The sequence below is a fragment of the Salmonella sp. FC25216 genome (assembly GCF_057751355.1).
This window is the reverse complement of record NZ_JBDGON010000007.1, coordinates 129,742-153,227: the sequence shown is the minus strand read 5'-3', so window position 1 is coordinate 153,227 and position 23,486 is coordinate 129,742. Positions and strand designations below refer to the sequence as shown.

Annotated in this window: 21 protein-coding genes and 1 pseudogene; 6 read left to right on the top strand and 16 right to left on the bottom strand. The window is 52.2% G+C overall.

All coding sequences use genetic code 11. The annotated features are described in order from the left end of the window. Positions 1-4: 4 nt before the first annotated feature. Genes AC3G3F_RS15485 through xseB form a run of 4 tightly spaced genes read right to left on the bottom strand, consistent with a single transcriptional unit; the run spans position 5 to position 4,064 of the window. Positions 5-979, bottom strand: coding sequence for an aldo/keto reductase (locus AC3G3F_RS15485; RefSeq protein WP_488395281.1), 975 nt, complete (start codon positions 977-979; stop codon positions 5-7). Positions 980-1,035: 56 nt separating this feature from the next. Then, positions 1,036-2,898, bottom strand: coding sequence for a 1-deoxy-D-xylulose-5-phosphate synthase (dxs, locus tag AC3G3F_RS15480; RefSeq protein WP_023246157.1), 1,863 nt, complete (start codon positions 2,896-2,898; stop codon positions 1,036-1,038). A 23-nt stretch (positions 2,899-2,921) separates the two neighbouring features. Beyond that, positions 2,922-3,821, bottom strand: coding sequence for a (2E,6E)-farnesyl diphosphate synthase (ispA, locus tag AC3G3F_RS15475; RefSeq protein WP_023246158.1), 900 nt, complete (start codon positions 3,819-3,821; stop codon positions 2,922-2,924). Next, a complete protein-coding gene (gene xseB, locus AC3G3F_RS15470; protein WP_023246159.1) occupies positions 3,822-4,064 on the bottom strand; it encodes an exodeoxyribonuclease VII small subunit in 243 nt (80 codons plus the stop codon). A gap of 209 nt (positions 4,065-4,273) precedes the next feature. On the opposite strand from xseB, the gene thiI reads away from it, so the two are divergent. Further along, positions 4,274-5,722 carry a tRNA uracil 4-sulfurtransferase ThiI gene (gene thiI, locus AC3G3F_RS15465; RefSeq protein WP_023246160.1) on the top strand — a complete coding sequence of 483 codons (1,449 nt, stop codon included), beginning with the start codon at positions 4,274-4,276 and terminating at the stop codon, positions 5,720-5,722. Between the two features lie 47 nt (positions 5,723-5,769). Here the strand turns inward: thiI and AC3G3F_RS15460 are convergent, their stop codons facing one another. From AC3G3F_RS15460 to panE, 3 genes and pseudogenes are all read right to left on the bottom strand, one after another. After that, on the bottom strand, positions 5,770-6,345 hold the full coding sequence (locus AC3G3F_RS15460; protein WP_267286342.1) for a hypothetical protein: 576 nt from the start codon (positions 6,343-6,345) through the stop codon (positions 5,770-5,772). A gap of 48 nt (positions 6,346-6,393) precedes the next feature. After that, positions 6,394-6,984 (bottom strand): protein deglycase YajL, encoded by a 591-nt coding sequence (yajL, locus tag AC3G3F_RS15455; protein WP_121767851.1) that lies wholly within the window; start codon positions 6,982-6,984, stop codon positions 6,394-6,396. After that, positions 6,947-7,858, bottom strand: a pseudogene (gene panE, locus AC3G3F_RS15450) (2-dehydropantoate 2-reductase). The gene yajL and the pseudogene panE overlap by 38 nt, the downstream one beginning before the upstream one ends. A gap of 125 nt (positions 7,859-7,983) precedes the next feature. On the opposite strand from panE, the gene AC3G3F_RS15445 reads away from it, so the two are divergent. After that, entirely contained in the window at positions 7,984-8,475 is a 492-nt protein-coding gene (locus AC3G3F_RS15445) for a YajQ family cyclic di-GMP-binding protein (protein WP_001138913.1), read from the top strand. Between the two features lie 46 nt (positions 8,476-8,521). Here the strand turns inward: AC3G3F_RS15445 and AC3G3F_RS15440 are convergent, their stop codons facing one another. The 9 genes from AC3G3F_RS15440 to AC3G3F_RS15400 all read right to left on the bottom strand — a co-directional run bounded on the left by AC3G3F_RS15440 (position 8,522) and on the right by AC3G3F_RS15400 (position 18,939). Further along, positions 8,522-9,886: an MFS transporter gene (locus AC3G3F_RS15440; protein WP_121767850.1), complete on the bottom strand. Its 1,365-nt coding sequence runs from the start codon at positions 9,884-9,886 to the stop codon at positions 8,522-8,524. 320 nt (positions 9,887-10,206) lie between these two features. Further along, positions 10,207-11,265, bottom strand: a complete 1,059-nt coding sequence (locus AC3G3F_RS15435) for a peptidase inhibitor family I36 protein (RefSeq protein WP_053529237.1) — start codon at positions 11,263-11,265, stop codon at positions 10,207-10,209. A 331-nt stretch (positions 11,266-11,596) separates the two neighbouring features. Continuing rightward, on the bottom strand, positions 11,597-12,487 hold the full coding sequence (cyoE, locus tag AC3G3F_RS15430) for a heme o synthase (protein ID WP_000971352.1): 891 nt from the start codon (positions 12,485-12,487) through the stop codon (positions 11,597-11,599). 11 nt (positions 12,488-12,498) lie between these two features. After that, on the bottom strand, positions 12,499-12,828 hold the full coding sequence (locus AC3G3F_RS15425) for a cytochrome o ubiquinol oxidase subunit IV (RefSeq protein WP_000019878.1): 330 nt from the start codon (positions 12,826-12,828) through the stop codon (positions 12,499-12,501). Further along, complete coding sequence (locus AC3G3F_RS15420; protein ID WP_023246682.1) at positions 12,828-13,442, bottom strand: cytochrome o ubiquinol oxidase subunit III; 615 nt, start codon at positions 13,440-13,442, stop codon at positions 12,828-12,830. Before AC3G3F_RS15420 ends, AC3G3F_RS15425 begins: the two co-directional genes overlap by 1 nt. Then, positions 13,432-15,423, bottom strand: a complete 1,992-nt coding sequence (cyoB, locus tag AC3G3F_RS15415; protein WP_000467156.1) for a cytochrome o ubiquinol oxidase subunit I — start codon at positions 15,421-15,423, stop codon at positions 13,432-13,434. The genes AC3G3F_RS15420 and cyoB overlap by 11 nt, the downstream gene beginning before the upstream one ends. 10 nt (positions 15,424-15,433) lie before the next feature. After that, the gene (gene cyoA, locus AC3G3F_RS15410; RefSeq protein ID WP_023246683.1) at positions 15,434-16,390 is read right to left on the bottom strand and encodes a cytochrome o ubiquinol oxidase subunit II; all 957 of its coding nucleotides are present in this window, start codon (positions 16,388-16,390) and stop codon (positions 15,434-15,436) included. Positions 16,391-16,841: 451 nt separating this feature from the next. Further along, positions 16,842-18,317, bottom strand: a complete 1,476-nt coding sequence (gene ampG, locus AC3G3F_RS15405) for a muropeptide MFS transporter AmpG (RefSeq protein WP_053508554.1) — start codon at positions 18,315-18,317, stop codon at positions 16,842-16,844. Between the two features lie 43 nt (positions 18,318-18,360). Further along, positions 18,361-18,939, bottom strand: coding sequence for a lipoprotein (locus tag AC3G3F_RS15400; protein ID WP_023182804.1), 579 nt, complete (start codon positions 18,937-18,939; stop codon positions 18,361-18,363). Positions 18,940-19,242: 303 nt separating this feature from the next. Here AC3G3F_RS15400 and bolA point away from each other — a divergent pair, with 303 nt between their 5' ends. From bolA to clpX, 4 genes are all read left to right on the top strand, one after another. Next, positions 19,243-19,560 (top strand): transcriptional regulator BolA, encoded by a 318-nt coding sequence (gene bolA, locus AC3G3F_RS15395; RefSeq protein WP_000973433.1) that lies wholly within the window; start codon positions 19,243-19,245, stop codon positions 19,558-19,560. Between the two features lie 346 nt (positions 19,561-19,906). Further along, positions 19,907-21,205 (top strand): trigger factor, encoded by a 1,299-nt coding sequence (tig, locus tag AC3G3F_RS15390; protein WP_488395278.1) that lies wholly within the window; start codon positions 19,907-19,909, stop codon positions 21,203-21,205. Between the two features lie 246 nt (positions 21,206-21,451). Further along, complete coding sequence (gene clpP / locus AC3G3F_RS15385) at positions 21,452-22,075, top strand: ATP-dependent Clp endopeptidase proteolytic subunit ClpP (protein WP_000122251.1); 624 nt, start codon at positions 21,452-21,454, stop codon at positions 22,073-22,075. 126 nt (positions 22,076-22,201) lie between these two features. Continuing rightward, complete coding sequence (gene clpX, locus AC3G3F_RS15380) at positions 22,202-23,473, top strand: ATP-dependent protease ATP-binding subunit ClpX (protein WP_023178539.1); 1,272 nt, start codon at positions 22,202-22,204, stop codon at positions 23,471-23,473. The last annotated feature ends 13 nt before the right edge of the window (positions 23,474-23,486 follow it).

Below are 23,486 nucleotides of genomic sequence, written 5' to 3'. Positions count from 1 at the left end.
ACTTTTATTTAAATCCGACCACCGGATGCTGCTTATACGGTGTTTCGAGTTCGGCAATCTGCTCCGGTTTGAGCGTTAAATCAACGGCATTCAGCAATTCATCTAACTGCTCTTCACGCGAAGCGCCGATAATCGGCGCGGCGACGCCTCGTTTGCTGAGCAGCCAGGCCAGCGCAACCTGCGCTCGCGTCGCGCCAAGCGCCTCGCTGACGCCAGCCAGCCGTTCCGCTATTTGCGCATCATTTTTATCGCTTTCGTCGTATAAATCTTTGCCCACGTCATCAGAGACCAGCCGGGCCGTGGTTTCTCCCCAGGGGCGAGTTAAGCGCCCGCGCGCCAGTGGACTCCACGGAATCACGGCGACGCCTTCCTGCCAGCATAGCGGCAGCATCTCACGCTCTTCCTCGCGGTAGATCAGGTTATAGTGATCCTGCATGGTGACAAACGGCGCCCAGCCGTGTTGTTTTTGTAGCGCCAGCGCCTGGGCAAATTGTGAGGCGTGCATTGAGGAGGCGCCGATATAGCGGGCTTTACCCGCCTTCACCACTTCATTTAGCGCGTCCAGCGTTTCTTCTATCGGCGTGGTGTAATCCCAGCGGTGGATTTGCAGGATATCGACATATTCCATTCCCAGACGGGCGAGGCTATCGTCAATGGAGCGCAGGATTTGCGTGCGGGACAAACCTTCCGGCAGATCGCCAACGCGATGAAAGACTTTCGTCGCCACCACCACCTCGTCGCGCCGGGCAAAATCACGCAACGCGCGACCGACAATCTCTTCGCTGCTGCCGTCGGAATAGCTGTTAGCGGTATCAAAAAAGTTAATGCCGCCCTCAAGGGCGCGCTTGATGATGGGACGGCTGCTCTCTTCGGGAAGCGTCCAGGCGTGATTGCCGCGACTCGGCTCGCCGAATGTCATACAGCCCAGACAAAGGCGGGAAACCTGAAGATCCGTATTTCCTAAGGTGTTGTATTGCATTACTCCGCTCCTGTTATACCCGTCACTCTTTAAGCATAGCAGGAGCGAAGAGGGGATTATGCCAGCCAGGCCTTGATTTTGGCTTCAATGCCTGCGGCGTCGAGCCCCAGTTCCGCGCGGGCTTCTTCCTGCGTTCCTTGCGGGATAAAGAAATCCGGAAGGCCGATATTCAGCACAGGTACAGGTTTACGATGGGCCATTAGCACTTCGTTTACGCCGCTGCCAGCGCCGCCCATAATAGCGTTTTCTTCCAGCGTCACCAGCGCTTCATGCTGCGCGGCCATCTCCAGAATTAACGTGTCGTCCAGCGGTTTAACAAAGCGCATGTCGACCAGCGTGGCGTTCAGCGCTTCGGCGACTTTCGCCGCCTCAGGCATTAAGGTGCCAAAGTTCAGAATCGCCAGTTTTTCGCCAAGACGCTTCACAAGGCCTTTACCAATAGGCAGTTTTTCCAGCGGGGTTAGCGCCACGCCCTGTGCATTACCGCGTGGATAACGTACTGCCGTCGGGCCGTCGTTATAGTGATACCCGGTAAATAACATCTGGCGACATTCGTTCTCGTCGCTTGGCGTCATGATCACCATATCCGGGATGCAGCGCAGATAGGAGAGATCGAACGCGCCCTGGTGCGTTTGTCCATCCGCGCCAACGATACCGGCGCGATCGATGGCGAACATAACCGGCAGTTTCTGGATAGCGACGTCATGGATGACCTGGTCGTAGGCGCGTTGCAGGAAAGTAGAGTAGATCGCCACGACGGGCTTATAGCCGCCAATCGCCAGACCTGCGGCGAAGGTGACGGCATGCTGCTCGGCGATGGCGACGTCAAAATAGCGATCCGGGAATTTACGTGAAAATTCCACCATGCCGGAGCCTTCGCGCATTGCCGGGGTGATCGCCATCAGCTTGCTGTCTTTGGCGGCAGTTTCACACAGCCAGTCACCGAAGATTTTTGAATAACCTGGCAGACCGCCGCTACTTTTCGGCAAACATCCGCTGGAAGGATCAAATTTAGGCACCGCATGGAAAGTGATCGGATCTTTTTCCGCGGGCTCATAGCCGCGGCCTTTTTTGGTCATGATATGCAGGAATTGCGGGCCTTTCAGGTCGCGCATATTCTTCAGCGTGCTGATAAGCCCCATTACATCGTGACCATCGACCGGCCCGATGTAGTTAAAGCCGAGTTCTTCGAACAATGTTCCCGGCACAACCATACCTTTAATATGTTCTTCGGTACGCTTGAGCAGTTCTTTGATCGGCGGTACGCCCGAGAAGACCTTTTTTCCGCCTTCGCGCAGGGAAGAGTAAAGCTTACCGGAAAGTAGCTGCGCCAGATGGTTGTTGAGCGCGCCGACGTTTTCCGAAATCGACATTTCATTGTCGTTCAGAATGACCAGCATGTCGGGCCGGATATCGCCTGCATGATTCATCGCTTCAAACGCCATACCGGCAGTGATTGCGCCGTCGCCAATCACGCAGACGGTGCGGCGATCTTTGCCTTCTTTCTCCGCCGCCACGGCAATACCGATACCGGCGCTGATGGAGGTGGAGGAATGCCCAACGCTCAGTACGTCGTATTCGCTTTCGGCGCGCCACGGGAACGGGTGCAGACCGCCTTTCTGGCGAATGGTGCCGATTTTGTCGCGACGGCCGGTAAGGATTTTATGCGGATAAGCCTGGTGACCGACATCCCAGATCAACTGGTCAAACGGGGTGTTGTAGACATAATGCAGCGCCACGGTAAGTTCTACCGTGCCCAGCCCGGAAGCGAAGTGCCCGCTGGAACGGCTTACGCTGTCGAGTAAGTAGCGGCGTAGCTCGTCGCAGAGTTTCGGCAGACTCTCTTTCGGTAACAGTCGTAACTCCTGAGTGGAGTCGACCAATGCCAGGGTAGGGTATTTGGCTATATCAAAACTCATCGCAAGCTCATTGGATATGGGGTTTATTTATCACGCTGGATTATGTAATTCGCTAGCGCTTCCAGTGCCGAGGTGTCCAGTGATTGTGCGGCCAGTTGATTTAACGACTGACGGGCGTCCTCTATCAGGTCCCGGGCTTTATTCCGGGCTTGCTCAAGACCCAGAAGTGCAGGATAGGTACTTTTGCCAAGCTGCTGGTCTGCGCCCTGACGTTTACCTAACGTTGCAGTATCGCCCACCACATCCAGAATGTCATCCTGAACCTGGAAGGCAAGGCCGATACTCTCTGCGTAGCGGTCAAGTATCGGCAGAGTATTCCGTCCTTTATCGCCCGCACTCAACGCGCCAAGTCTAACGGCGGCGCGAATGAGCGCGCCAGTCTTATGGCGATGAATGCGTTCCAGCGCGTCCAGAGTTATCTGTTGGCCTTCTGCCGCCAGATCCAATGCCTGACCGCCGCACATTCCGGCGATACCGCTGGCGTTAGCCAGTTCGGCGATCATCGCGATACGATCGCGATCGGCGACTTCCGGCATCGGCGCGTCACTGATAATGGCAAAGGCCAGAGTTTGCAGCGCATCTCCCGCCAGGATGGCGTTGGCTTCGCCAAATTTAATATGGCAAGTCGGCAGGCCGCGGCGCAAATCGTCATCGTCCATTGCCGGCAAGTCATCATGGATCAACGAATATGCATGGATGCATTCGACCGCTGCGGCTGGCGCATCCAGCGTTGCCGTACTGACGCCAAACATTTGACCGGTGGCGTAAACCAGAAACGGCCGCAGGCGCTTACCGCCTAATAATGCGCCATACTGCATAGCTTCGACCACGGGAGTGTTCTGAAAGGGCAGTGGCGCGATAAAACGGCTCAGCGCCTGATTCGCTTGCGCTACGCAAGCCTGTAGCTGCTGCGTAAAGTCCATTTACTCATTATCCGCGATAAAAGGCTCAGGTGAAGCCCCTTCATTATCAGACAGCAAAATTTGCACGCGCTGTTCCGCTTGCTGCAGTTTTGCCTGCCCCTGACGCGCCAGTTGTACGCCGCGCTCAAATTCATTCAGCGCGTCTTCCAGCGGCAAATCGCCGCTTTCCAGGCGGGTAACGATATGTTCCAGCTCGCTCAGCGCAGTTTCAAAGCTGGCGGGCGCCTCATTTTTCTTCGGCATAATGACTGTTTGACTCTCTGTAATGGCAGCACAAGTCTATGGTAACGGACTCACACTGATAAGCAAATAACGCGCAATGGTAAGGGGAAATGCGCAAGATGTCCGTGATAGTGATATACTTCCGCGCCTGGATGCAGCCGTAGGTATGGGCTGCTGTACTATTTCTCCACGACAAGCCTTAGATAGCTTGCTAAAGAACCATTGCCGCCATGAAGTTTATCATTAAATTGTTCCCGGAAATCACTATCAAAAGCCAATCTGTGCGTTTGCGCTTTATAAAAATTTTAACCGGGAACATCCGTAACGTTTTAAAGCACTATGATGAGACCCTCGCAGTTGTCCGTCACTGGGATAACATTGAAGTTCGTGCCAAAGATGAAAACCAGCGTCTGGCGATTCGTGACGCGCTGACCCGCATTCCGGGGATTCACCATATTCTTGAAGTCGAAGATGTGCCGTTCACTGATATGCACGATATTTTCGAGAAAGCGTTGGCGCAGTATCGCGAGCAGCTTGAAGGCAAAACCTTCTGCGTGCGCGTAAAACGTCGCGGCAAACATGAGTTTAGTTCCATTGAGGTGGAGCGCTATGTGGGCGGCGGATTAAATCAGCATATTGAATCGGCGCGCGTGAAGCTCACTAACCCGGATGTGACAGTACATCTGGAAGTGGAAGATGACCGCCTGCTACTGATCAAAGGGCGTTATGAAGGTATTGGCGGTTTCCCGATTGGCACCCAGGAAGATGTGTTGTCGCTGATCTCTGGCGGTTTCGACTCCGGGGTCTCCAGCTATATGCTGATGCGTCGCGGCTGTCGCGTACACTACTGCTTCTTTAACCTTGGCGGCGCGGCGCATGAAATCGGCGTTCGTCAGGTGGCGCATTACCTGTGGAACCGCTTTGGCAGCTCCCATCGCGTGCGTTTTGTGGCGATTAACTTCGAGCCGGTAGTCGGCGAGATTCTGGAGAAAGTCGATGACGGTCAGATGGGCGTCGTACTCAAGCGCATGATGGTGCGCGCGGCGTCGAAAGTGGCGGAACGTTACGGCGTACAGGCGCTGGTGACCGGCGAAGCGCTGGGCCAGGTGTCCAGCCAGACGCTAACCAACTTGCGCTTGATCGATAACGTGTCTGACACGCTGATCCTGCGTCCACTGATCTCTTACGATAAAGAGCATATTATTAATCTCGCCCGTCAGATCGGCACCGAAGATTTTGCCCGCACCATGCCGGAATACTGTGGCGTGATTTCAAAAAGTCCGACGGTGAAAGCCATTAAAGCGAAAATTGAAGCCGAAGAAGAAAATTTCGACTTCAGTATTCTCGATAAGGTGGTAGAAGAAGCGAACAACGTCGATATCCGTGACATCGCCCAGCAGACCCAGCAGGAGGTGGTGGAAGTAGAAACCGTTAGCGGTTTTGGCGCCAACGATGTGATTCTGGATATCCGTTCTGTCGATGAGCAGGATGATAAGCCGCTGAAAGTGGAAGGCGTAGACGTCGTTTCTCTGCCGTTCTACAAGCTGAGCACTAAATTCGGCGACCTCGACCAGAGCAAAACCTGGCTGCTGTGGTGCGAACGCGGCGTAATGAGCCGGCTACAGGCGCTCTATCTGCGCGAGCAGGGGTTTGCGAATGTGAAGGTGTATCGCCCGTAACGGCCGTTTGTCCCGGACCAGTGCGTGCCGGGGCAAAGCGCATTCCGTTAATGTAGCGGGGCGAGCGCGTGTAGTAACTGGCTGGCGATGTGTGGAATGGCTTCTGCGCTAAAAAATCCCATTGTCACCGCAATCGCAATTAACTTCTCTTTATTATCCAGAAGCGGGCAGGCAATAAACTGCGCGCCAGAGATCCCTTGCGTTGGAGGGTAGCGAACCGCATAACCCTCCATTCTCGCCTGGTTAATCGGCTCTGCTCGTGCTTCGTCTTGCGCCTCAACATCGGTAAAACTCATCAACACTTGTCCTGCACCGCTGGCATGGATCGGAACCGGCGTATTGGGAAGAAAATCGATATCATGTTCCGGGTGCCGACGCGACAATCCCGTTACTCTGGTGGCAATTATGCGCCAGCCTCTGTGTGGCGGTATAGGATGATTCGCGTTTGCGCTACGGTACGCATAGTTGAGTGTGAGGCGCTTTCGTTGTGACCAGTGAGCTGGCGGGAAGAATGCTGTTTTATAGCAATGTGATGAGCGGAGCGCCGTGGTTCTAATTAGCACGGAGACCGGATAGAGCTCGCCCGGTGGCGCTACGCTTACCGGGCCTACAGAACCAAGCATGTTGCAGGCCGGATAAGGCGCGTCAGCGCCGCCATCCGGCAATCATTCTTATTCGTAGTAGTTATAAATCCCCGCCGCCATCACCAGTTGCGAAGCCACTTCATGCGCTTTTTCACGACCAGCCAACAGGTCGATGATTTTCAAACCAAAATCGATAGCGGTACCCGGTCCCTGGCTGGTTAATAATTTTACCCGCGCATCCCACACCACACGCTTATCCAGCCACTGTTCGGCGGGGATCTTATCTTTCAGCGCCGGAAAACCGGTCATATTGCCGATAGGGAAGATATCGTGCGGCACAAGCACTGTGGCGGCTGCGGCGCAAATGGCTGCGACAATGCGCCCGGAGCGGTGAAACTGTTTTACGGTTTCGACCAGCAGCGGGCTGTCGCGAAAGCACTCGGCGCCCTTAAGACCGCCGGGCAACACGATGATGTCATAATCGCCGTCGGCAACTTCAACCAGCGGCGCATCCGCCAGTAGCTTTACACCGCGCGAGCAGACAATCGTCAGGTTGCCATCGCTGGCGACGCTGGCGGTAGTGACGTGGATTCCGCCGCGAACCAGCAGATCGATAGTGGTGACCGCTTCGGTCTCTTCACTACCAGGGGCGAGGCATACCAGTGCCTGAGCGCTCATACTCACTCTCCTTTCGCTTTACCATTTCAAACAGGCGGCTATTTTCCGGAACGGCGAGACCATGCACACGGGCGCGCTTGAGTAAATAACCGGTGATGTAGTCAATTTCGGTATGGCGCATGGCACGCACGTCCTGCAACATGGATGAGATGTTTTCTGCCGTACTGTCAATCACTTGCTCAACATAATAGCGTAAATCGTCTGCCGATGTGTGGTAGCCTTCACGTTCAATCACGGCGGCGACCTCTTCTCAAATTGCGTTAATTTCATCAGTATGATGGCGCAGCTCGCCGTTCGGGCAGTTCCAAAGCGCGGTGAGCGGGTTGATAACACAGTTGACCGCCAGTTTGCGCCACATCTCTGCGCGGATATTGTTATGCCAGGCGACATCGGGCAGTACCCCCTGCAGGATATCGGCGAGATAACTGTAATCGCCGTCTTGCTCGCGCGCCGGGCCAATATGCGTAGTACCGTTAGCGACATGAATAATGATATTACCGTCGCGGCGCGCAGCATGGGTGATAGTCCCCATCAACATCGGCTGTTGGATATTTTGCAGTTCTTCTATGGTTCCCATTCCATTATGAATGAGCAGAATAGGCGACGTCACCGGTAGGGTTGACGCCAGGGTTCGTACTGCGTCGGAAACCTGCCACGCTTTCAGCGTGACTAACAACAGTTCGCTCTTCGCCAAAAAATCCGGATCGTTTGCCGTCAGTGATTCGTTGAAAAAGGAACCATCGGTATCGATCAGATTTACGCTGCAATAAGGTTGTGGCACCCGTAGCCAGCCCTGTACGTCATGTCCATGTTTGCACAGTGCCGAAAGCCAAAGTTGTCCTAAGGCTCCGCATCCCAGTACAGTAATTTTCATTGTTCCTCCTCACCTGCAACAGCGCCAGGTGTTATGGCGCTAATTATAGCGTCATCAGCTAAGCTTCTCGTTAAGCCTCGTTGCAGGTATTATGCAACGCAACGAAAATGAAGGGAGAAGAAAAGATGCCATCTTTCGATATTGTTTCTGAAGTTGATCTGCAGGAAGCGCGTAACGGCGTGGATAACGCGGTTCGCGAGGTTGAGTCTCGTTTTGACTTTCGTGGCGTAGAGGCGACTATTGAACTGAACGATGCCAATAAAACCATCAAGGTGCTGAGCGAGTCCGATTTCCAGGTCAATCAGTTGCTCGATATTCTGCGCGCCAAGCTGCTTAAACGCGGTATTGAAGGCGCTTCGCTGGATGTACCGGACGAGTTCGTGCATAGCGGTAAAACCTGGTATGTGGAAGCGAAGCTGAAGCAGGGCATTGAAAGCGCCGTGCAGAAGAAAATCGTCAAGCTGATTAAAGACAGCAAACTGAAGGTGCAGGCGCAAATTCAGGGGGAAGAGATTCGCGTGACGGGCAAATCACGTGACGATCTGCAATCGGTAATGGCGCTGGTTCGCGGCGGCGATTTGGGCCAGCCGTTCCAGTTCAAAAACTTCCGCGATTAAGTTGTTATGCCGGATAGAGCCTCGCCGCCATCCGGCAATGCAGCATTCATCCTTTGCTGATAAGCTGTTCAACTTCAAAGCGATTGGTCACTTTGCTGTCGATTTTGACGTAAGCGGAATGCTCTTCCGCCACGATCAGCGCTTCGCTTACGCCTTTCATTGCCAACAGTCGCTGTTTTAGCCTGTCGTCAGCAACGATATCCGCTGGAATTTCCACGCGCAGGCTGCTGACATAGGGCGGCTCTTTCATGGTACTTGCCACCGCCAGCCATACCATCGCCAGTACGGCCCCGGCAAGGAAAACGGTTTGCCCATCAAACGTGCCGTCTATCCAGCCGCCCAGCGAGCCGCCAAGCGCCACGCCAAGAAACTGACTGGTAGAATAGACGCCCATCGCCGTTCCTTTATACCCCGCGGGCGACTCTTTGCTAATAAGCGAAGGCAGCAGCGCCTCCATCAGATTAAAGGCGAGGAAAAAGAGTTGTACGCCAATCACCAGCTCCCACAAATGCTGGCCCGCTCCCCACAACACGATTTCTGCGACGATAATGAGCCCCACGCAGAACAGGAATACCTGCTTCATCCGCCGTTTGACTTCAGCATAGATGATAAAAGGCACGACGGCGGCAAAGGCGATCACCATGGTTGCCAGATACACCTTCCAGTGTTCGGCGGCAGGGAAACCGGCATCGGCAAGCTGGCCGGGCAGGGCGACAAAGGTGGACATCAATAAAATATGCAGACACATAATGCCGAAATTGAGCTTGAGCAGCCTCGGCTCCGCCAGCACTTTACTGAAGCTGCCTTTGACCATCCCGGATTCGCGATTCAGCACATGGTTGGTACTGTTGGGAACCACCCAGATTGTCAGAAGAATGCCCAGAGTGGCGAGGGCGGCGATCATCCAGAACAACGCGTTCAATCCCAGACTATGGGTAACGATCGGCCCTAATACCATCGCAATCGCGAAAGTGATACCAAAGCTGACGCCGATAAACGCCATCGCTTTGGTGCGGTTTTGCTCGCGGGTGAGGTCAGACAGTAGTGCCATGACGGCGGCGGCAATAGCGCCGGACCCCTGTAGTGCGCGCCCCAGAATAATGCCCCAGATTGAGTGGGAGAGAGCGGCAATGACGCTACCCGCGACAAATACAGCCAGTCCGCCGACAATTAGCGGCTTACGGCCAATGCGGTCGGAAAGCAGTCCAAAGGGAATTTGAAAGATAGCCTGCGCCAGACCGTAAATGCCGATCGCAATACCGATTAATGCTTCGCTGGCGCCCTGTAGCGCCATGCCGTATGTGGTCAGAACCGGCAGGACCATAAACATGCCCAGCATACGCAACGAAAAGACGGTCCCTAAACCCCAGGTGGCGCGCAACTCCCCAGGCGTCATTTTGTAATCGTTCATTCCCACCTCTGTATAAAATTCGCACCTAGTGTAAAGCGCTACGTTGGTTGGGTAAATATGCGCTTTATTAACAAATGTTGTGGTGGTGAGGGGAGGCGAAGGAAGACGAAAATGCCGGATGGCGATACTCACGTATCTTATCCGGCCTACAAAAGCACGTTACCTGTAGGCCGGATAAGCGTAAGCCGCCATCCGGCATAAAAGGTGGGACGATTTACTGCGAATATAAGCAAATATTCACTTCAACATATATCTTAACTTTGTTTAGGCACTTTCACCCGAAAAGGTGAAAGTGCCTGTATTGACGAGTAAGCAGATGATTAACCTTTCTGCATCAGTCGCAGATTTTTCAGCGTCTGATAATCAGTAGATTGGTTTGGATAGATAATTTGAATATCCAGTTCAATATCTTTCTCTGGAGCGATAACGTGGCCTGGTTCACTATCCAGATAGACGTTGCCATTGACTGATTTTTCGGTATTTAACTGAACCCAACTGCTTTCAGTTTCTAACCATTCAGGGGATACTTCAGCCCCCTCAGGCAATAAGAAAGACAGCTCCCATTTATCAACTTCAGTATCAGCAGAGCTGAGAATAAGTTTATAACTATAAATATAATTTGTGCTGGGCCAGGTATCGGCCCAATCCCCGGCGAAGGATTGAGTCACTTGTAATGCGCGAGTTTCGCTTACGGTAACAGTGGTTTGTGTCATATTGTTGCCACTGTTAATAATACCCAAAGGCATTGTAAGCTGGCAGGTTAGCGTTGCTTTTCCCTGACCTTTACCCTCTACAGGAATACGTACATTGACCGTTTCATTGCCCGGAATATTCAGAGTTTGTGAATAAAATTCGGCAGAAAAAACGGCGGAGTTACTGGAAGATGCTGAGACAGTCACCCCTTCCACAGCTTCACTGGTATTGTTATGGATTTGCAGTAGTGCAGAATATTCTTCTCCCTCCTCCAGAACAATTTCACTTTCGATACTCATGCTTAAATCAACGTTGCGGGTGCCTGCGGAAACAACGGAGTTCACCTCATCGTTCCAGTTTCCTGTCGCCAAAGGAAAATCAATAAGAGAGGATATGCGGAGCCCCGGCGAAACGGTCAAAGTAGCTCCGTCAAGGTACAAACCGGAAACCAGCGTGGCGTCTTGATCCATATTATTAACAACGGAAGAAACACCATCATGTTCACCCACGATAAAACCATAACCTTCCAGGTCTTGTTTAGTAAGAGCAACATTCGGTGAGATAATTAAGATGTCACCCATTTCCCCCCCGTTAAAATCGACATTGGTATAAAGTGCCAGTTTGCCTGATGGGCATTTATCGGCACCGGATTCGTTTTTAATTAAATAGACATCTTGCTCGCTCATAAGAGACTCCTGTTTATCAAATTGAAATTGTATGGGTTGTTAATTAACGGAGAGAGTAACTCTGCCGTGGAATTACTTTATCTTCATTTCATCGATATACAGGAATCATTTGAGATAAATATATATAACAGCGTATATAAGCTAATTAATTTTATTTTTATCACATCTAAAATTAACAGTGATAAGCAGATAAAATTTATAAATTGTTTTATTTTTAAACGAAAAATGCCGGATGGCGATACTCACGTCTCTTATCCGGCCTACAGTAACGTGCTTTGTAGGCCGGATAAGGCGTCAGCCGCCATCCGGCATAGAAGGTGTGACGATTAGCTTACCAAACGTAAGTCAGCAGATTCTGTGAATTCGGCACCATAAAATCAACGGACATCATGATGCTCAGCGCGGTAATGGCAATGATAGAGAAGCCGAACAGCTTGCGCGCCCAGACTTTATCATCTTCCACTTTGTAACCGCGCAGCGCCATGCCGAGCCACCAGACGCTGACCGCCGCGGCGACCACCAGGTATTTGTAACCGGCATAGCCACCCAGGGTCAGCATTAGCGTAGCAACCGCAAACGCGATGATATACAGCGTGATGTGGTTTTTAGCGACTGAGATCCCTTTTACCACCGGCAGAACCGGAATATTGGCCGCCTGATAGTCCTTAAAGCGGAAAATGGCGATGGCATAAGAGTGCGGCATCTGCCAGAGGCTGAAAATTGCCAACAGGATCGCCGCGCCGCTGTCGAAGTCGCCCGTTACGGCGCAGTAGCCAATCACCGGCGGCGCTGCGCCGGAGAGAGAACCAATCAGCGTTCCGTAGACGGAGTGCCGTTTCATGTACAAGCTGTACACGCCAACGTAGACCACGAAGCCCATTACCCCCAGCCAACAGGCCAGAGGATTGGCGCCAAACCACAGCAGCATAAAGCCAGCAATACCCAGCAGGGTGGCGTATACCAGCGAGACGCCAGGAGAAATCAGGCCTTTGACCAGCACCCGATTCTTGGTCCTTTCCATCTTCCTGTCGATATCCCTGTCGATGTAGTTGTTAAATACACAACCCGACGCCACAACCAGTGACACCCCGACCAACGTGTAGATAAACAGGGGATAGTCAATGCTGCCCTTTGAGGCCAGCAGAAATCCCCCGATCACTGAGATCAGGTTGCCAAAGATGATGCCTGGTTTCGTTACTTGCAGGTATTGCTTAAACATCATACTCGCCGCTCTTAGTGCATCATCATGTTGTAGTTGAGGTTCCACATAATCCAGATGGAGCCAACAACCAGGATGGCGATGATCAGCACGGTAAAGATAAAGGCCGTCATGTTCCAGCCTTCATCAGATTTGGTGTTCATGTGCAGGAAACACACCAGATGCACCAGAATCTGTACCACTGCCATTGCCAGGATAGATCCCAGAATAACGGCCGGAGAGGCAGCGCCAGTCATTACCATCCAGAATGGGATAACCGTCAGGATGACCGACAGAATGAAGCCGGTCATGTACGTTTTTACGCTGCCGTGGGATGCGCCGCCGCTCTCGGTAGAATGACTCATTACATCGCCCCCATCAGATAAACAACAGTGAACACGCAAATCCAAATCACATCCAGGAAGTGCCAGAACAGGCTCAGGCACATGATGCGGGTACGGTTAGTGCTGGTCAGACCGCGACGGGCGACTTGCACCATCAGCACCGCCATCCAGATAAGACCGGAAGTGACGTGCAGACCGTGAGTACCGACCAGCGCGAAGAAGGCCGACAAGAAGCCGCTGCGATCCGGGCCCATACCGTTAACAATCAGGTGATGGAATTCATAGAGTTCCATCCCGATGAATCCGGCGCCAAACAAGAAGGTCAACGCCAGCCAGGAGATAACCTGGCTCTTGTTGTTCTTGTGCATGGCGATCGCCGCCATGCCGTAGGTGATGGAGCTAAACAACAGCAGGAAGGTTTCGACCAGAACGAACGGCAGTTCGAAAATGTCCTTACCTGTCGGGCCACCAGCGGTGCCGTTCACCAGAACGGCATAGGTTGCGAACAGAATAGAGAACAGAATGCAGTCGCTCATCAGGTAGATCCAAAATCCGAAGATTTTGTTCTGGCCTGCGTCATGGTGCCCGTGTTCGTGCGCGTGGGCAGTCGCGTGCGTTAAAGTATCAGTTGCCATTTTTCAGCCCTGCCTTAGTAATCTCATCGAAATGCTGGTTTTCCAGTTTTTCGACGTCGCGAACCGGCACGTAGTAGTCCACATCTTCATCAAAGCTTTTTACAATCCAGCTGATGATCATGCCTGCGAAACCCACTATCGCCAGCCACCAGATATGCCAGATCATGGCGAAGCCAAATACCGTCGCGAAGGCGGCGATAACAATACCGGCACCGCTATTTTTCGGCATATGGATCTCTTCATACTGTCCAGGCTGTTGGTACGCTTCGCCTTTTTCTTTCATTTCCCAGAAGGCGTCACGTTCGTGAACGTGCGGCACAACGGCAAAGTTATAGAACGGCGGCGGAGAAGAGGTTGACCACTCCAGCGTACGCCCCCCCCATGGGTCGCCGGTCAGATCGCGGTTCTGATCGCGGTCGCGAATAGAAACGAAGATCTGAATCAGTTGGCACAGGATACCCAGCGCAATCAGCGCGGCGCCGGCGGCGGCAACCATCAGCATCGTATGGAACTGCGGATCAATTTGCTGGCTCAGGCGACGGGTCATGCCCATGAAGCCCAGTACGTACAGCGGCATAAAGGCCACAAAGAAACCGATAATCCAGAACCAGAAGGCGCGTTTACCCCAGGTTTCGTTCAGTTTGAAGCCAAACGCCTTCGGCCACCAGTACGTCATACCCGCGAAGCAGCCAAACACCACGCCGCCGATGATCACGTTATGGAAGTGCGCAATCAGGAACAGACTGTTGTGCAGGACGAAGTCCGCGCCCGGTACCGCCAGCAGAACGCCGGTCATACCGCCGACCGAGAAGGTCACGATAAAGCCGATGGTCCACAGCATTGCGGAATGGAAGACGATACGGCCCTGATACATGGTGAACAACCAGTTGAAGATCTTCACCCCGGTCGGGATGGCGATAATCATGGTCGTGATACCGAAGAAGGCGTTAACGTTCGCGCCCGCGCCCATCGTGAAGAAGTGGTGCAGCCAAACGATAAACGACAGTACGGTAATACAGACGGTCGCCCAAACCAGCGAGGTATAGCCGAACAGACGTTTACGCGAGAAGGTCGCTGCGATTTCGGAGAATACCCCGAAGACCGGCAGAATCAGAATGTACACTTCCGGATGGCCCCAGGCCCAAATCAGGTTGATGTACATCATCATGTTGCCGCCCATATCGTTGGTAAAGAAATGGGTGCCCAGATAGCGATCCAGGGTCAGCAAAGCGACGGTAACCGTCAGAATCGGGAAAGAGGCGATGATCAGTACGTTGGCGCACAAAGAGGCCCAGGTAAAGACCGGCATCTTGAACATTGTCATACCCGGTGCACGCATCTTCAGGATCGTCACGAAGAAGTTGATACCGGTTAACGTCGTACCAATACCCGAGAGTTGCAACGCCCATATCCAGTAATCGACCCCGACGCTGGGACTGTACTCTATTCCCGATAGCGGCGGATAAGCCAGCCACCCCGTCTGCGCGAATTCACCCACGCCCAGCGAGAGGTTAACCAGGATAACGCCGACAACGGTGAACCAGAAGCTCAGGTTGTTCAGGAAAGGGAAAGCAACGTCGCGCGCGCCGATCTGCAGCGGAACCACCAGGTTCATCAGACCGATAACGAAGGGCATTGCCACGAAGAAGATCATGATTACGCCGTGAGCGGTAAAGATCTGATCGTAGTGGTGCGGCGGTAGAAAACCCGCTTCGCCTGCGGAGGCAAGCGCCTGCTGGCTACGCATCATGATGGCATCGGCGAAACCACGTAACAGCATTACAATCGCAACGATGATATACATGATGCCGAGGCGTTTATGGTCAACCGACGTTAACCACTCTTTCCATAGGTAGGTCCACTTACCGAAGTAAGTAATCGCTGCCAGTATCGCCAGTCCCCCGACGATAATTGCAGCGATCGTTACCATGACGATGGGTTCATGGAACGGTACTGCATCCAGTGATAATTTTCCGAACATCTTATCTTCCTCAACCCTTGGAGTTGGCGGATTCCGCGTGGCTCATGTCCATGCCTTCCATCCCTTCATGCGAGCTGTGCTCACCTTCAGGTTGGGTCATGTCCATACTCTTACCGTGGTCCATGAATTTGTTAATAACATCCTTGAACAAATCCGGTTTCACGCTGGAGAAATATTCCACCTTGTTGTACTCGCTTGGCATAGCCACTTTCTCGAACGCCGCCATATCATTCATGGTGTTCGGAGACTGCTTCGCTTTTGCGACCCATTGGTCGAACTCTGCGCGGTCTCTGGTGGCGATAGCTTTAAACTTCATACCAGAGAAGCCCGGGCCGCTATAGCTGGCGGAAATGCCATCGTAGCTTCCGGGTTCGTTGGCGATCAGATGCAAACGCGTTTGCATACCGGCCATGGCATAAATCTGGCTACCCAGACGCGGGATAAAGAAGGAATTCATCACGGAGTTGGAGGTCACTTTGAAATAAACCGGCGTGTTCGCCGGGAAGGCGATCTCGTTGACGGTGGCGATACCCTGCTCCGGATAGATGAAGAACCATTTCCAGTCCATGGAAACCACTTCGATGGTGATCGGTTTTTCGTCATGCACCAGCGGCTTGCTTGGTTCAAGCGCGTGCGTGGTTTTCCAGGTCAGTACGGCAAGGAAAATGATGATTAAGATAGGCACCGTCCAGACCACAGCTTCCACTTTATTGGAGTGTGACCAGTTCGGGCTATACTTCGCATCTTTATTACTCGCACGATACTTCCAGGCGAAACCAACAGCCATCAAGATGGCGGGAATAACGACGATCAACATCAGGCCAAATGCCGTCAGTATCAGCGAACGTTGCTCCAGTCCAATCTGTCCTTTGGGATCCAGCAGCGCAGAATTACAGCCACTGAGTAATGCAGTGCCTGCAATTAATGACAACCATCCCAAACTTTTATTGTATTTCCTGAGTCTCATTTAACGACCTCAATTCCACGGGACCTGGTGGCGTTTAAAGTGTAGGGGCATTTTACGGTAAGGTTACATTACTGTAAACATGATTGGTTCTGTGTTACCAAGTTCTGCCGTGCGTGTCACATATGTTGCCAAGTGTGTCGAAATAACTTTAAGACACTGTTGAAACTTTGCGTTATAACGGATGAGGTCTGTAAGAGGGGGGTTGAGGGGTAATTGGTATAACCAATGCAAAAATAAAACAATTACTTAACAACTTATTATCAATAAAAAGACAATCAACGGTGGAAATTTAAATACAACGGGCTGAATCGTGTAAAGAAAATAGATAGCATAGAAATTACCAATAATTTCCAAAATTCTGTTGCGCACAAAAAGACAAATATATTTTTATCAATTGATGTTTATTTAGCCGTTATAATTCCGGGTCGTTATTACAACGGCTAATAATGTTTTAGATCAGGCGTGTTTTTCGTAGCGCCAGGTAGTCCAGCAACCCGCCAAAGACAATGCCGCCTACGGCAACCGCTACCGCAGTCTCAAGCAATCCGGGCAGGAATGAGAAGTTAGTGTAATCCACCGCATTCATGGTCAGCAGGAGTATCCAGACTGCCAGTAAAGCGACGCCTGCAAGCAGGATTGAAAGCGCGAGGTTGTAGGCGCTACGGTATTCCGTACGGGGAATGAAACGCTCGCTCTGCCAGCTATATTCCAGCGTTTGCCGACAGACCAACAACAGCACGAGTCCGGGAACGGCGGCGACAACCGAGAAGAGGTAGAATGTCGGCCAACCGTGCGTTTCAACGAACCAGCCCGCCACAGGACCAACGTAAACGCGGCCTACCGCGGAGAGGGCTGACAGTAGGGCAAACTGCGTTGCGGAAAACGACTTATTACATAGCGTCATTAATAAGGCGACAAAGGCGGCAGTACCCATCCCCCCGCACAGATTTTCGAAAAAGACCGCCGCGCCCATGCTGAACATGTTTTTATCGGTAATGGAGAGTAACCAGTAACCGGCGTTGGACGCGCCTTGTAAAATGCCGAAAATCAGCAGCGCGCGGAACAGCGAAAGACGCTGCATTAACATGCCGCCGTATAACGCGCCGACGATCGTCGCCAGCAGGCCCAGCGTTTTATTGACCACGCCGACTTCGCCTGCGTCAAACCCGACGCCGCGAATCAAAAAGGTGGTGGTCAGGCTCATGGCGAAGGCGTCGCCCAATTTATAAAGCACAATGAGCAGTAAAATCAGCCAGGCGTTATTGCGGCCAAAGAAATCGCGTAGCGGCGCGACGACCGCCTGTTCCAGCGATTTCGGGGCCGGGATGGTATCGGTCGGTTCCGGCGCCAGTAAGGTGGCGATAATGCAGGGGATCAGCAATGCCGCCATCAGCCAGTACATGCCCTGCCAGCCGAGCCAGCGATCGGCCAGCCACAGCGCCAGGCCGCCGGAAACCAGCATCCCCAACCGGTAGCCAAGCACGCTGATTGCCGCGCCGGCGCCGCGTTCTTCTGCGGGTAAAACATCGGTTTTCCAGGCGTCGAACACGATATCCTGCGAGGCGGAGCAAAAAGCAATCACCACCGCCAGCGCCGCCATCCAGCGTAGCTGCGTGCCGGGTTCAAGAAAGCCCATCGCCGCAATTGCCGCCAGTAATAACAGTTGTGTGGCGAGTAGCCAACCGCGACGACGGCCTAAAAAAGGCGGCGTGTAGCGGTCCATTAGTGGGGACCAGAGAAACTTAAACACATAGGCCTGACCGACCAGCGAGAAGAAGCCAATCGTTTTAAGATCGATATTCTCGACGGTCATCCACGCCTGTAGCGTACCGGAGGTGAGCGCCAGCGGGAGACCGGAGGCAAAACCTAATATCAGCAGAATGGCTGAGCGCGGTTGCTGGAAAATGCGTAAATATTGACTTGACATAGGCATCTACAGGCCCGGCTTCCGCCAGGCCTTGCTGTTGCTATTAACGGGCGTTTTGCTTGATAAAATCGTGAATGCTGGTGTCCTGAGACATATCAGCAATGGTATCAGTCAGAACGCTGTTCACCGCGTCGGCAATATTCTGGTTAGAGGCCTGGAACGCCCCTTCAATAGAGTAACTGGCGCGATAGTTTTTGGTCATCTTGTTGCCATTTGCCGCAGTCGCAATAATTGCGATATCCGCTTTGGTTGCGATGTTGTAGCGCACGCTGCCCTGAGAAACATCAGCATACAGTTGGTTAACAATAATCTGCAGATTAACCGCGCCGTTAGGCCCGATCATATAGCCCCGCGCCGTCATCTGTTTTTCCAGTACTTCTTGTAACAGGAAGCGTAAATCGCGGGAGGCAGTTAACGTTACCAGTTGGTTGTTACGCGTGACCTTCGCTAACGCCTGATCCTGGCGTTGGTCCGCGCCGTTAATGCTAACGGTAACGCCCATCAGGCTCGGGTCCTGCTGTGGTAAGGTGATCTTCGGCGCGACGTCGATGGTCGTCGGCGGCGTGGCGCATCCTGCCAGCATAAACAGAGCGACTAACGGAAAGAGAAGTTTTTTTAACATATTCAGGCTCTCAATGACGCTTAAAACGTGATAGGTAAAAATTCCCGCCATCATAACACCGCTAACGGCGAGGGGAAGTGGTCAACGCAGGTAAATTCGTCGTAATGTCCGATTTGTTATTGATAACGGCGCGAGCGGAGATTTTGACCGCTAAGCGAATGATTAAGTCAGTAAACTTCATACGTTTGGTTGAAATAATCAGACGAAAGCTAAATTTTTGTTGTCATGCTGTAATGGAAACGGTAAAAGCGGCTAGTATTTAAAGGGATGGGTGACATCACAGCGTTGTCGGAGGAGATTTTCATGATGATACGTGAGCAAATAGAAGAAAAATTAAGGACAGCGTTCGACCCCGTGTTTCTCGAAGTTGTGGATGAAAGCTATCGTCACAATGTTCCAGCAGGATCGGAAAGTCATTTTAAGGTCGTGCTGGTGAGCGATCGTTTTACAGGCGAGCGTTTTCTTAATCGTCATCGGATGATTTACGGTACGTTAACGGCGGAACTCTCCACAACCGTACATGCGCTGGCACTGCATACTTATACCCTTAAAGAGTGGGAAGGATTGCAGGATACTATCTTCGCGTCGCCTCCTTGTCGCGGCGCGGGAAGCATCGCGTAGCAAAACGGATTTGCAACTACCTCCGCTTTTCCAGTATGTTGCTACAGAATTATGTGAAAACGGCCTGCGGGCCGTTTTGTTTTGTCTGAATTTTGAGCGTGTCGTACAGTATTCAGACAAAAATTAGCCGGGAATTGTGAAAACCGCCGCAGCATCGCGCAATCACCGTTCTCGACTCACAAAAGTGATGCCGCTATAATGCGCCGTCTTATATATGAACGTCTTCGGGATGATTCTGACAACAGGGAATGTGATTGATTATGAGAACATCCCGGTTCCGCGAAGCAAATAGCACGTGCTTGCGGAGTAGAGTTGACCGAGCACTGTGATTTTTTGAGGTAACAAGATGCAAGTTTCAGTTGAAACCACTCAGGGCCTTGGCCGCCGTGTAACGATTACAATCGCTGCTGACAGCATCGAGACCGCTGTAAAAAGCGAGCTGGTCAACGTAGCGAAAAAAGTACGTATTGACGGCTTCCGTAAAGGCAAAGTACCGATGAATATCGTCGCTCAGCGTTATGGCGCTTCTGTTCGCCAGGACGTGCTGGGCGATCTGATGAGCCGCAACTTCGTTGACGCGATCATCAAAGAAAAAATTAACCCGGCAGGCGCGCCGAACTATGTTCCGGGCGAATACAAAGTGGGTGAAGACTTTACTTACTCCGTCGAGTTTGAAGTCTATCCGGAGGTTGAGCTGACCGGTCTGGAGTCCATTGAAGTTGAAAAACCGGTTGTTGAAGTCACCGATGCTGACGTTGATGTAATGCTGGACACCCTGCGTAAGCAGCAGGCGACCTGGAAAGAAAAAGACGGCGCTGCTGATGCGGAAGACCGCGTGACCATCGACTTCACCGGCTCTGTAGACGGCGAAGAGTTCGAAGGCGGTAAAGCGAACGATTTCGTTCTGGCGATGGGCCAGGGCCGTATGATTCCGGGCTTTGAAGACGGCGTCAAAGGCCACAAAGCCGGCGAAGAGTTCACCATCGACGTAACTTTCCCGGAAGAGTACCACGCTGAAAACCTGAAAGGTAAAGCCGCTAAATTTGTCATCAACCTGAAAAAAGTTGAAGAGCGCAAACTGCCGGAGCTGACCGAAGAATTCATCAAACGTTTCGGCGTTGAAGATGGTTCCGTTGCGGGTCTGCGTGCTGAAGTGCGTAAAAACATGGAGCGCGAGCTGAAAGGCGCCGTGCGTAACCGCGTTAAGTCTCAGGCGATTGACGGTCTGGTAAAAGCGAATGACATCGACGTTCCGGCTGCGCTGATCGACAGCGAAATCGACGTCCTGCGCCGTCAGGCTGCTCAACGTTTCGGTGGCAACGAGAAACAGGCTCTGGAGCTGCCGCGCGAACTGTTCGAAGAACAGGCTAAGCGTCGCGTTGTTGTTGGTCTGCTGCTGGGCGAAGTCATTCGTACCAACGAGCTGAAAGCGGACGAAGAACGCGTTAAAGGCCTGATCGAAGAGATGGCGTCTGCTTACGAAGATCCGAAAGAAGTGATCGAGTTCTACAGCAAAAATAAAGAGCTGATGGACAATATGCGTAACGTCGCTCTGGAAGAACAGGCTGTTGAAGCGGTTCTGGCGAAAGCGAAAGTGACTGAAAAAGCCACTTCCTTCAATGAGCTGATGAATCAGCAGGCGTAATTCGCCGCGTTAAAAGTACGAAATTCGCACAAAAACCCGTCACCTTCCAGTGACGGGTTTTTTTTGTCACGCATTTTGCATGGTAAGGGTGCGAAAACCGCGTTTCAGTGTTAGCGTTAGAGCAAAAGATTGTTATGCTTGAATTATGGCGATGCCGTACCCATTACAGAGGGACTGGCTGATAATCCGTCCATCAGGTTACAATCAGTACAGCAGGTTTTTTCAATTTTTATCCAGGAGACGGAAATGTCATACAGCGGAGAACGAGATAATTTTGCCCCTCATATGGCGCTGGTGCCGATGGTCATTGAACAGACCTCACGCGGTGAGCGCTCTTTTGATATCTATTCTCGTCTACTAAAGGAACGCGTCATATTTCTGACCGGCCAGGTCGAAGACCATATGGCTAATCTGATTGTGGCGCAGATGCTGTTTCTGGAAGCGGAAAACCCGGAAAAAGATATCTATCTGTACATTAATTCTCCTGGCGGCGTAATTACTGCGGGGATGTCTATCTATGACACCATGCAGTTTATTAAGCCAGACGTCAGCACCATTTGTATGGGACAGGCGGCCTCTATGGGGGCGTTTCTGCTGACTGCCGGGGCGAAAGGCAAACGTTTCTGCTTGCCGAACTCTCGCGTCATGATCCACCAGCCGCTGGGCGGTTACCAGGGCCAGGCGACGGATATTGAAATTCACGCCCGTGAAATTCTGAAAGTAAAAGGGCGCATGAATGAACTTATGGCGCACCATACGGGTCAATCTCTTGAGCAGATTGAGCGTGATACTGAGCGCGATCGCTTCCTCTCCGCGCCTGAAGCGGTAGAGTACGGTTTGGTTGACTCAATTTTGACCCATCGTAATTGATGCCCTGGACGCAAGTGTGCCGCTATAATAGGTAAAGGCGGCACAACGCTGATTAGCGGCTTGCGCCTGAGAATGGCATTTGCGTCGTCGTGTGCGGCACAAAGAACAAAGAAGAGGTTTTGACTCATGACAGATAAACGCAAAGATGGCTCGGGCAAATTGTTGTACTGCTCTTTTTGCGGCAAAAGCCAGCATGAAGTGCGCAAGCTGATTGCCGGTCCATCCGTGTATATCTGCGACGAATGCGTCGATTTATGTAACGACATTATTCGCGAAGAAATTAAAGAAGTTGCTCCGCACCGTGAACGCAGTGCGCTGCCGACGCCGCATGAAATTCGCACCCACCTGGACGATTACGTTATCGGTCAGGAGCAGGCGAAAAAAGTGCTGGCGGTGGCGGTCTATAACCACTACAAGCGTCTGCGTAATGGCGATACCAGCAATGGCGTCGAGTTAGGCAAAAGCAACATTCTGCTGATTGGACCGACCGGTTCCGGTAAAACGCTGCTGGCGGAAACGCTAGCGCGTTTGCTGGATGTGCCGTTCACTATGGCGGATGCTACCACGCTGACCGAAGCGGGTTACGTGGGTGAAGACGTCGAGAATATCATTCAGAAACTGTTGCAGAAATGCGACTACGACGTGCAAAAAGCGCAGCGCGGGATTGTCTACATTGATGAAATCGACAAGATTTCGCGTAAGTCAGACAATCCGTCCATTACCCGCGATGTTTCCGGCGAAGGCGTACAGCAGGCGTTGCTGAAACTGATCGAAGGCACCGTCGCCGCGGTTCCACCGCAGGGCGGTCGCAAACATCCGCAGCAGGAGTTCTTACAGGTAGATACCTCTAAGATTCTGTTTATCTGCGGCGGCGCGTTTGCCGGTCTGGATAAAGTGATCGCTAACCGTGTTGAAACCGGCTCCGGCATTGGTTTTGGCGCGACGGTGAAAGCGAAGTCCGACAAAGCCAGCGAAGGCGAGCTGTTGTCGCAGGTTGAACCGGAAGATTTGATCAAATTTGGTCTGATTCCTGAGTTTATCGGTCGTCTACCGGTGGTGGCGACGCTGAACGAACTGAGCGAAGAAGCGCTGATTCAAATCCTGAAGGAGCCGAAAAATGCGCTGACCAAGCAGTATCAGGCGTTGTTTAACCTGGAAGGCGTCGATCTGGAATTCCGTGACGAAGCGTTGGACGCTATCGCCAGGAAAGCGATGGCGCGTAAAACCGGCGCCCGAGGTCTGCGTTCTATCGTCGAAGCGGCGCTGCTGGATACCATGTACGATCTGCCATCTATGGAAGACGTCGAAAAAGTGGTGATCGACGAGTCTGTTATTGACGGTCAGAGTAAGCCGTTGCTGATTTACGGCAAACCGGAAGCGCAGGCTTCTGGCGAATAATTAAACATTCATA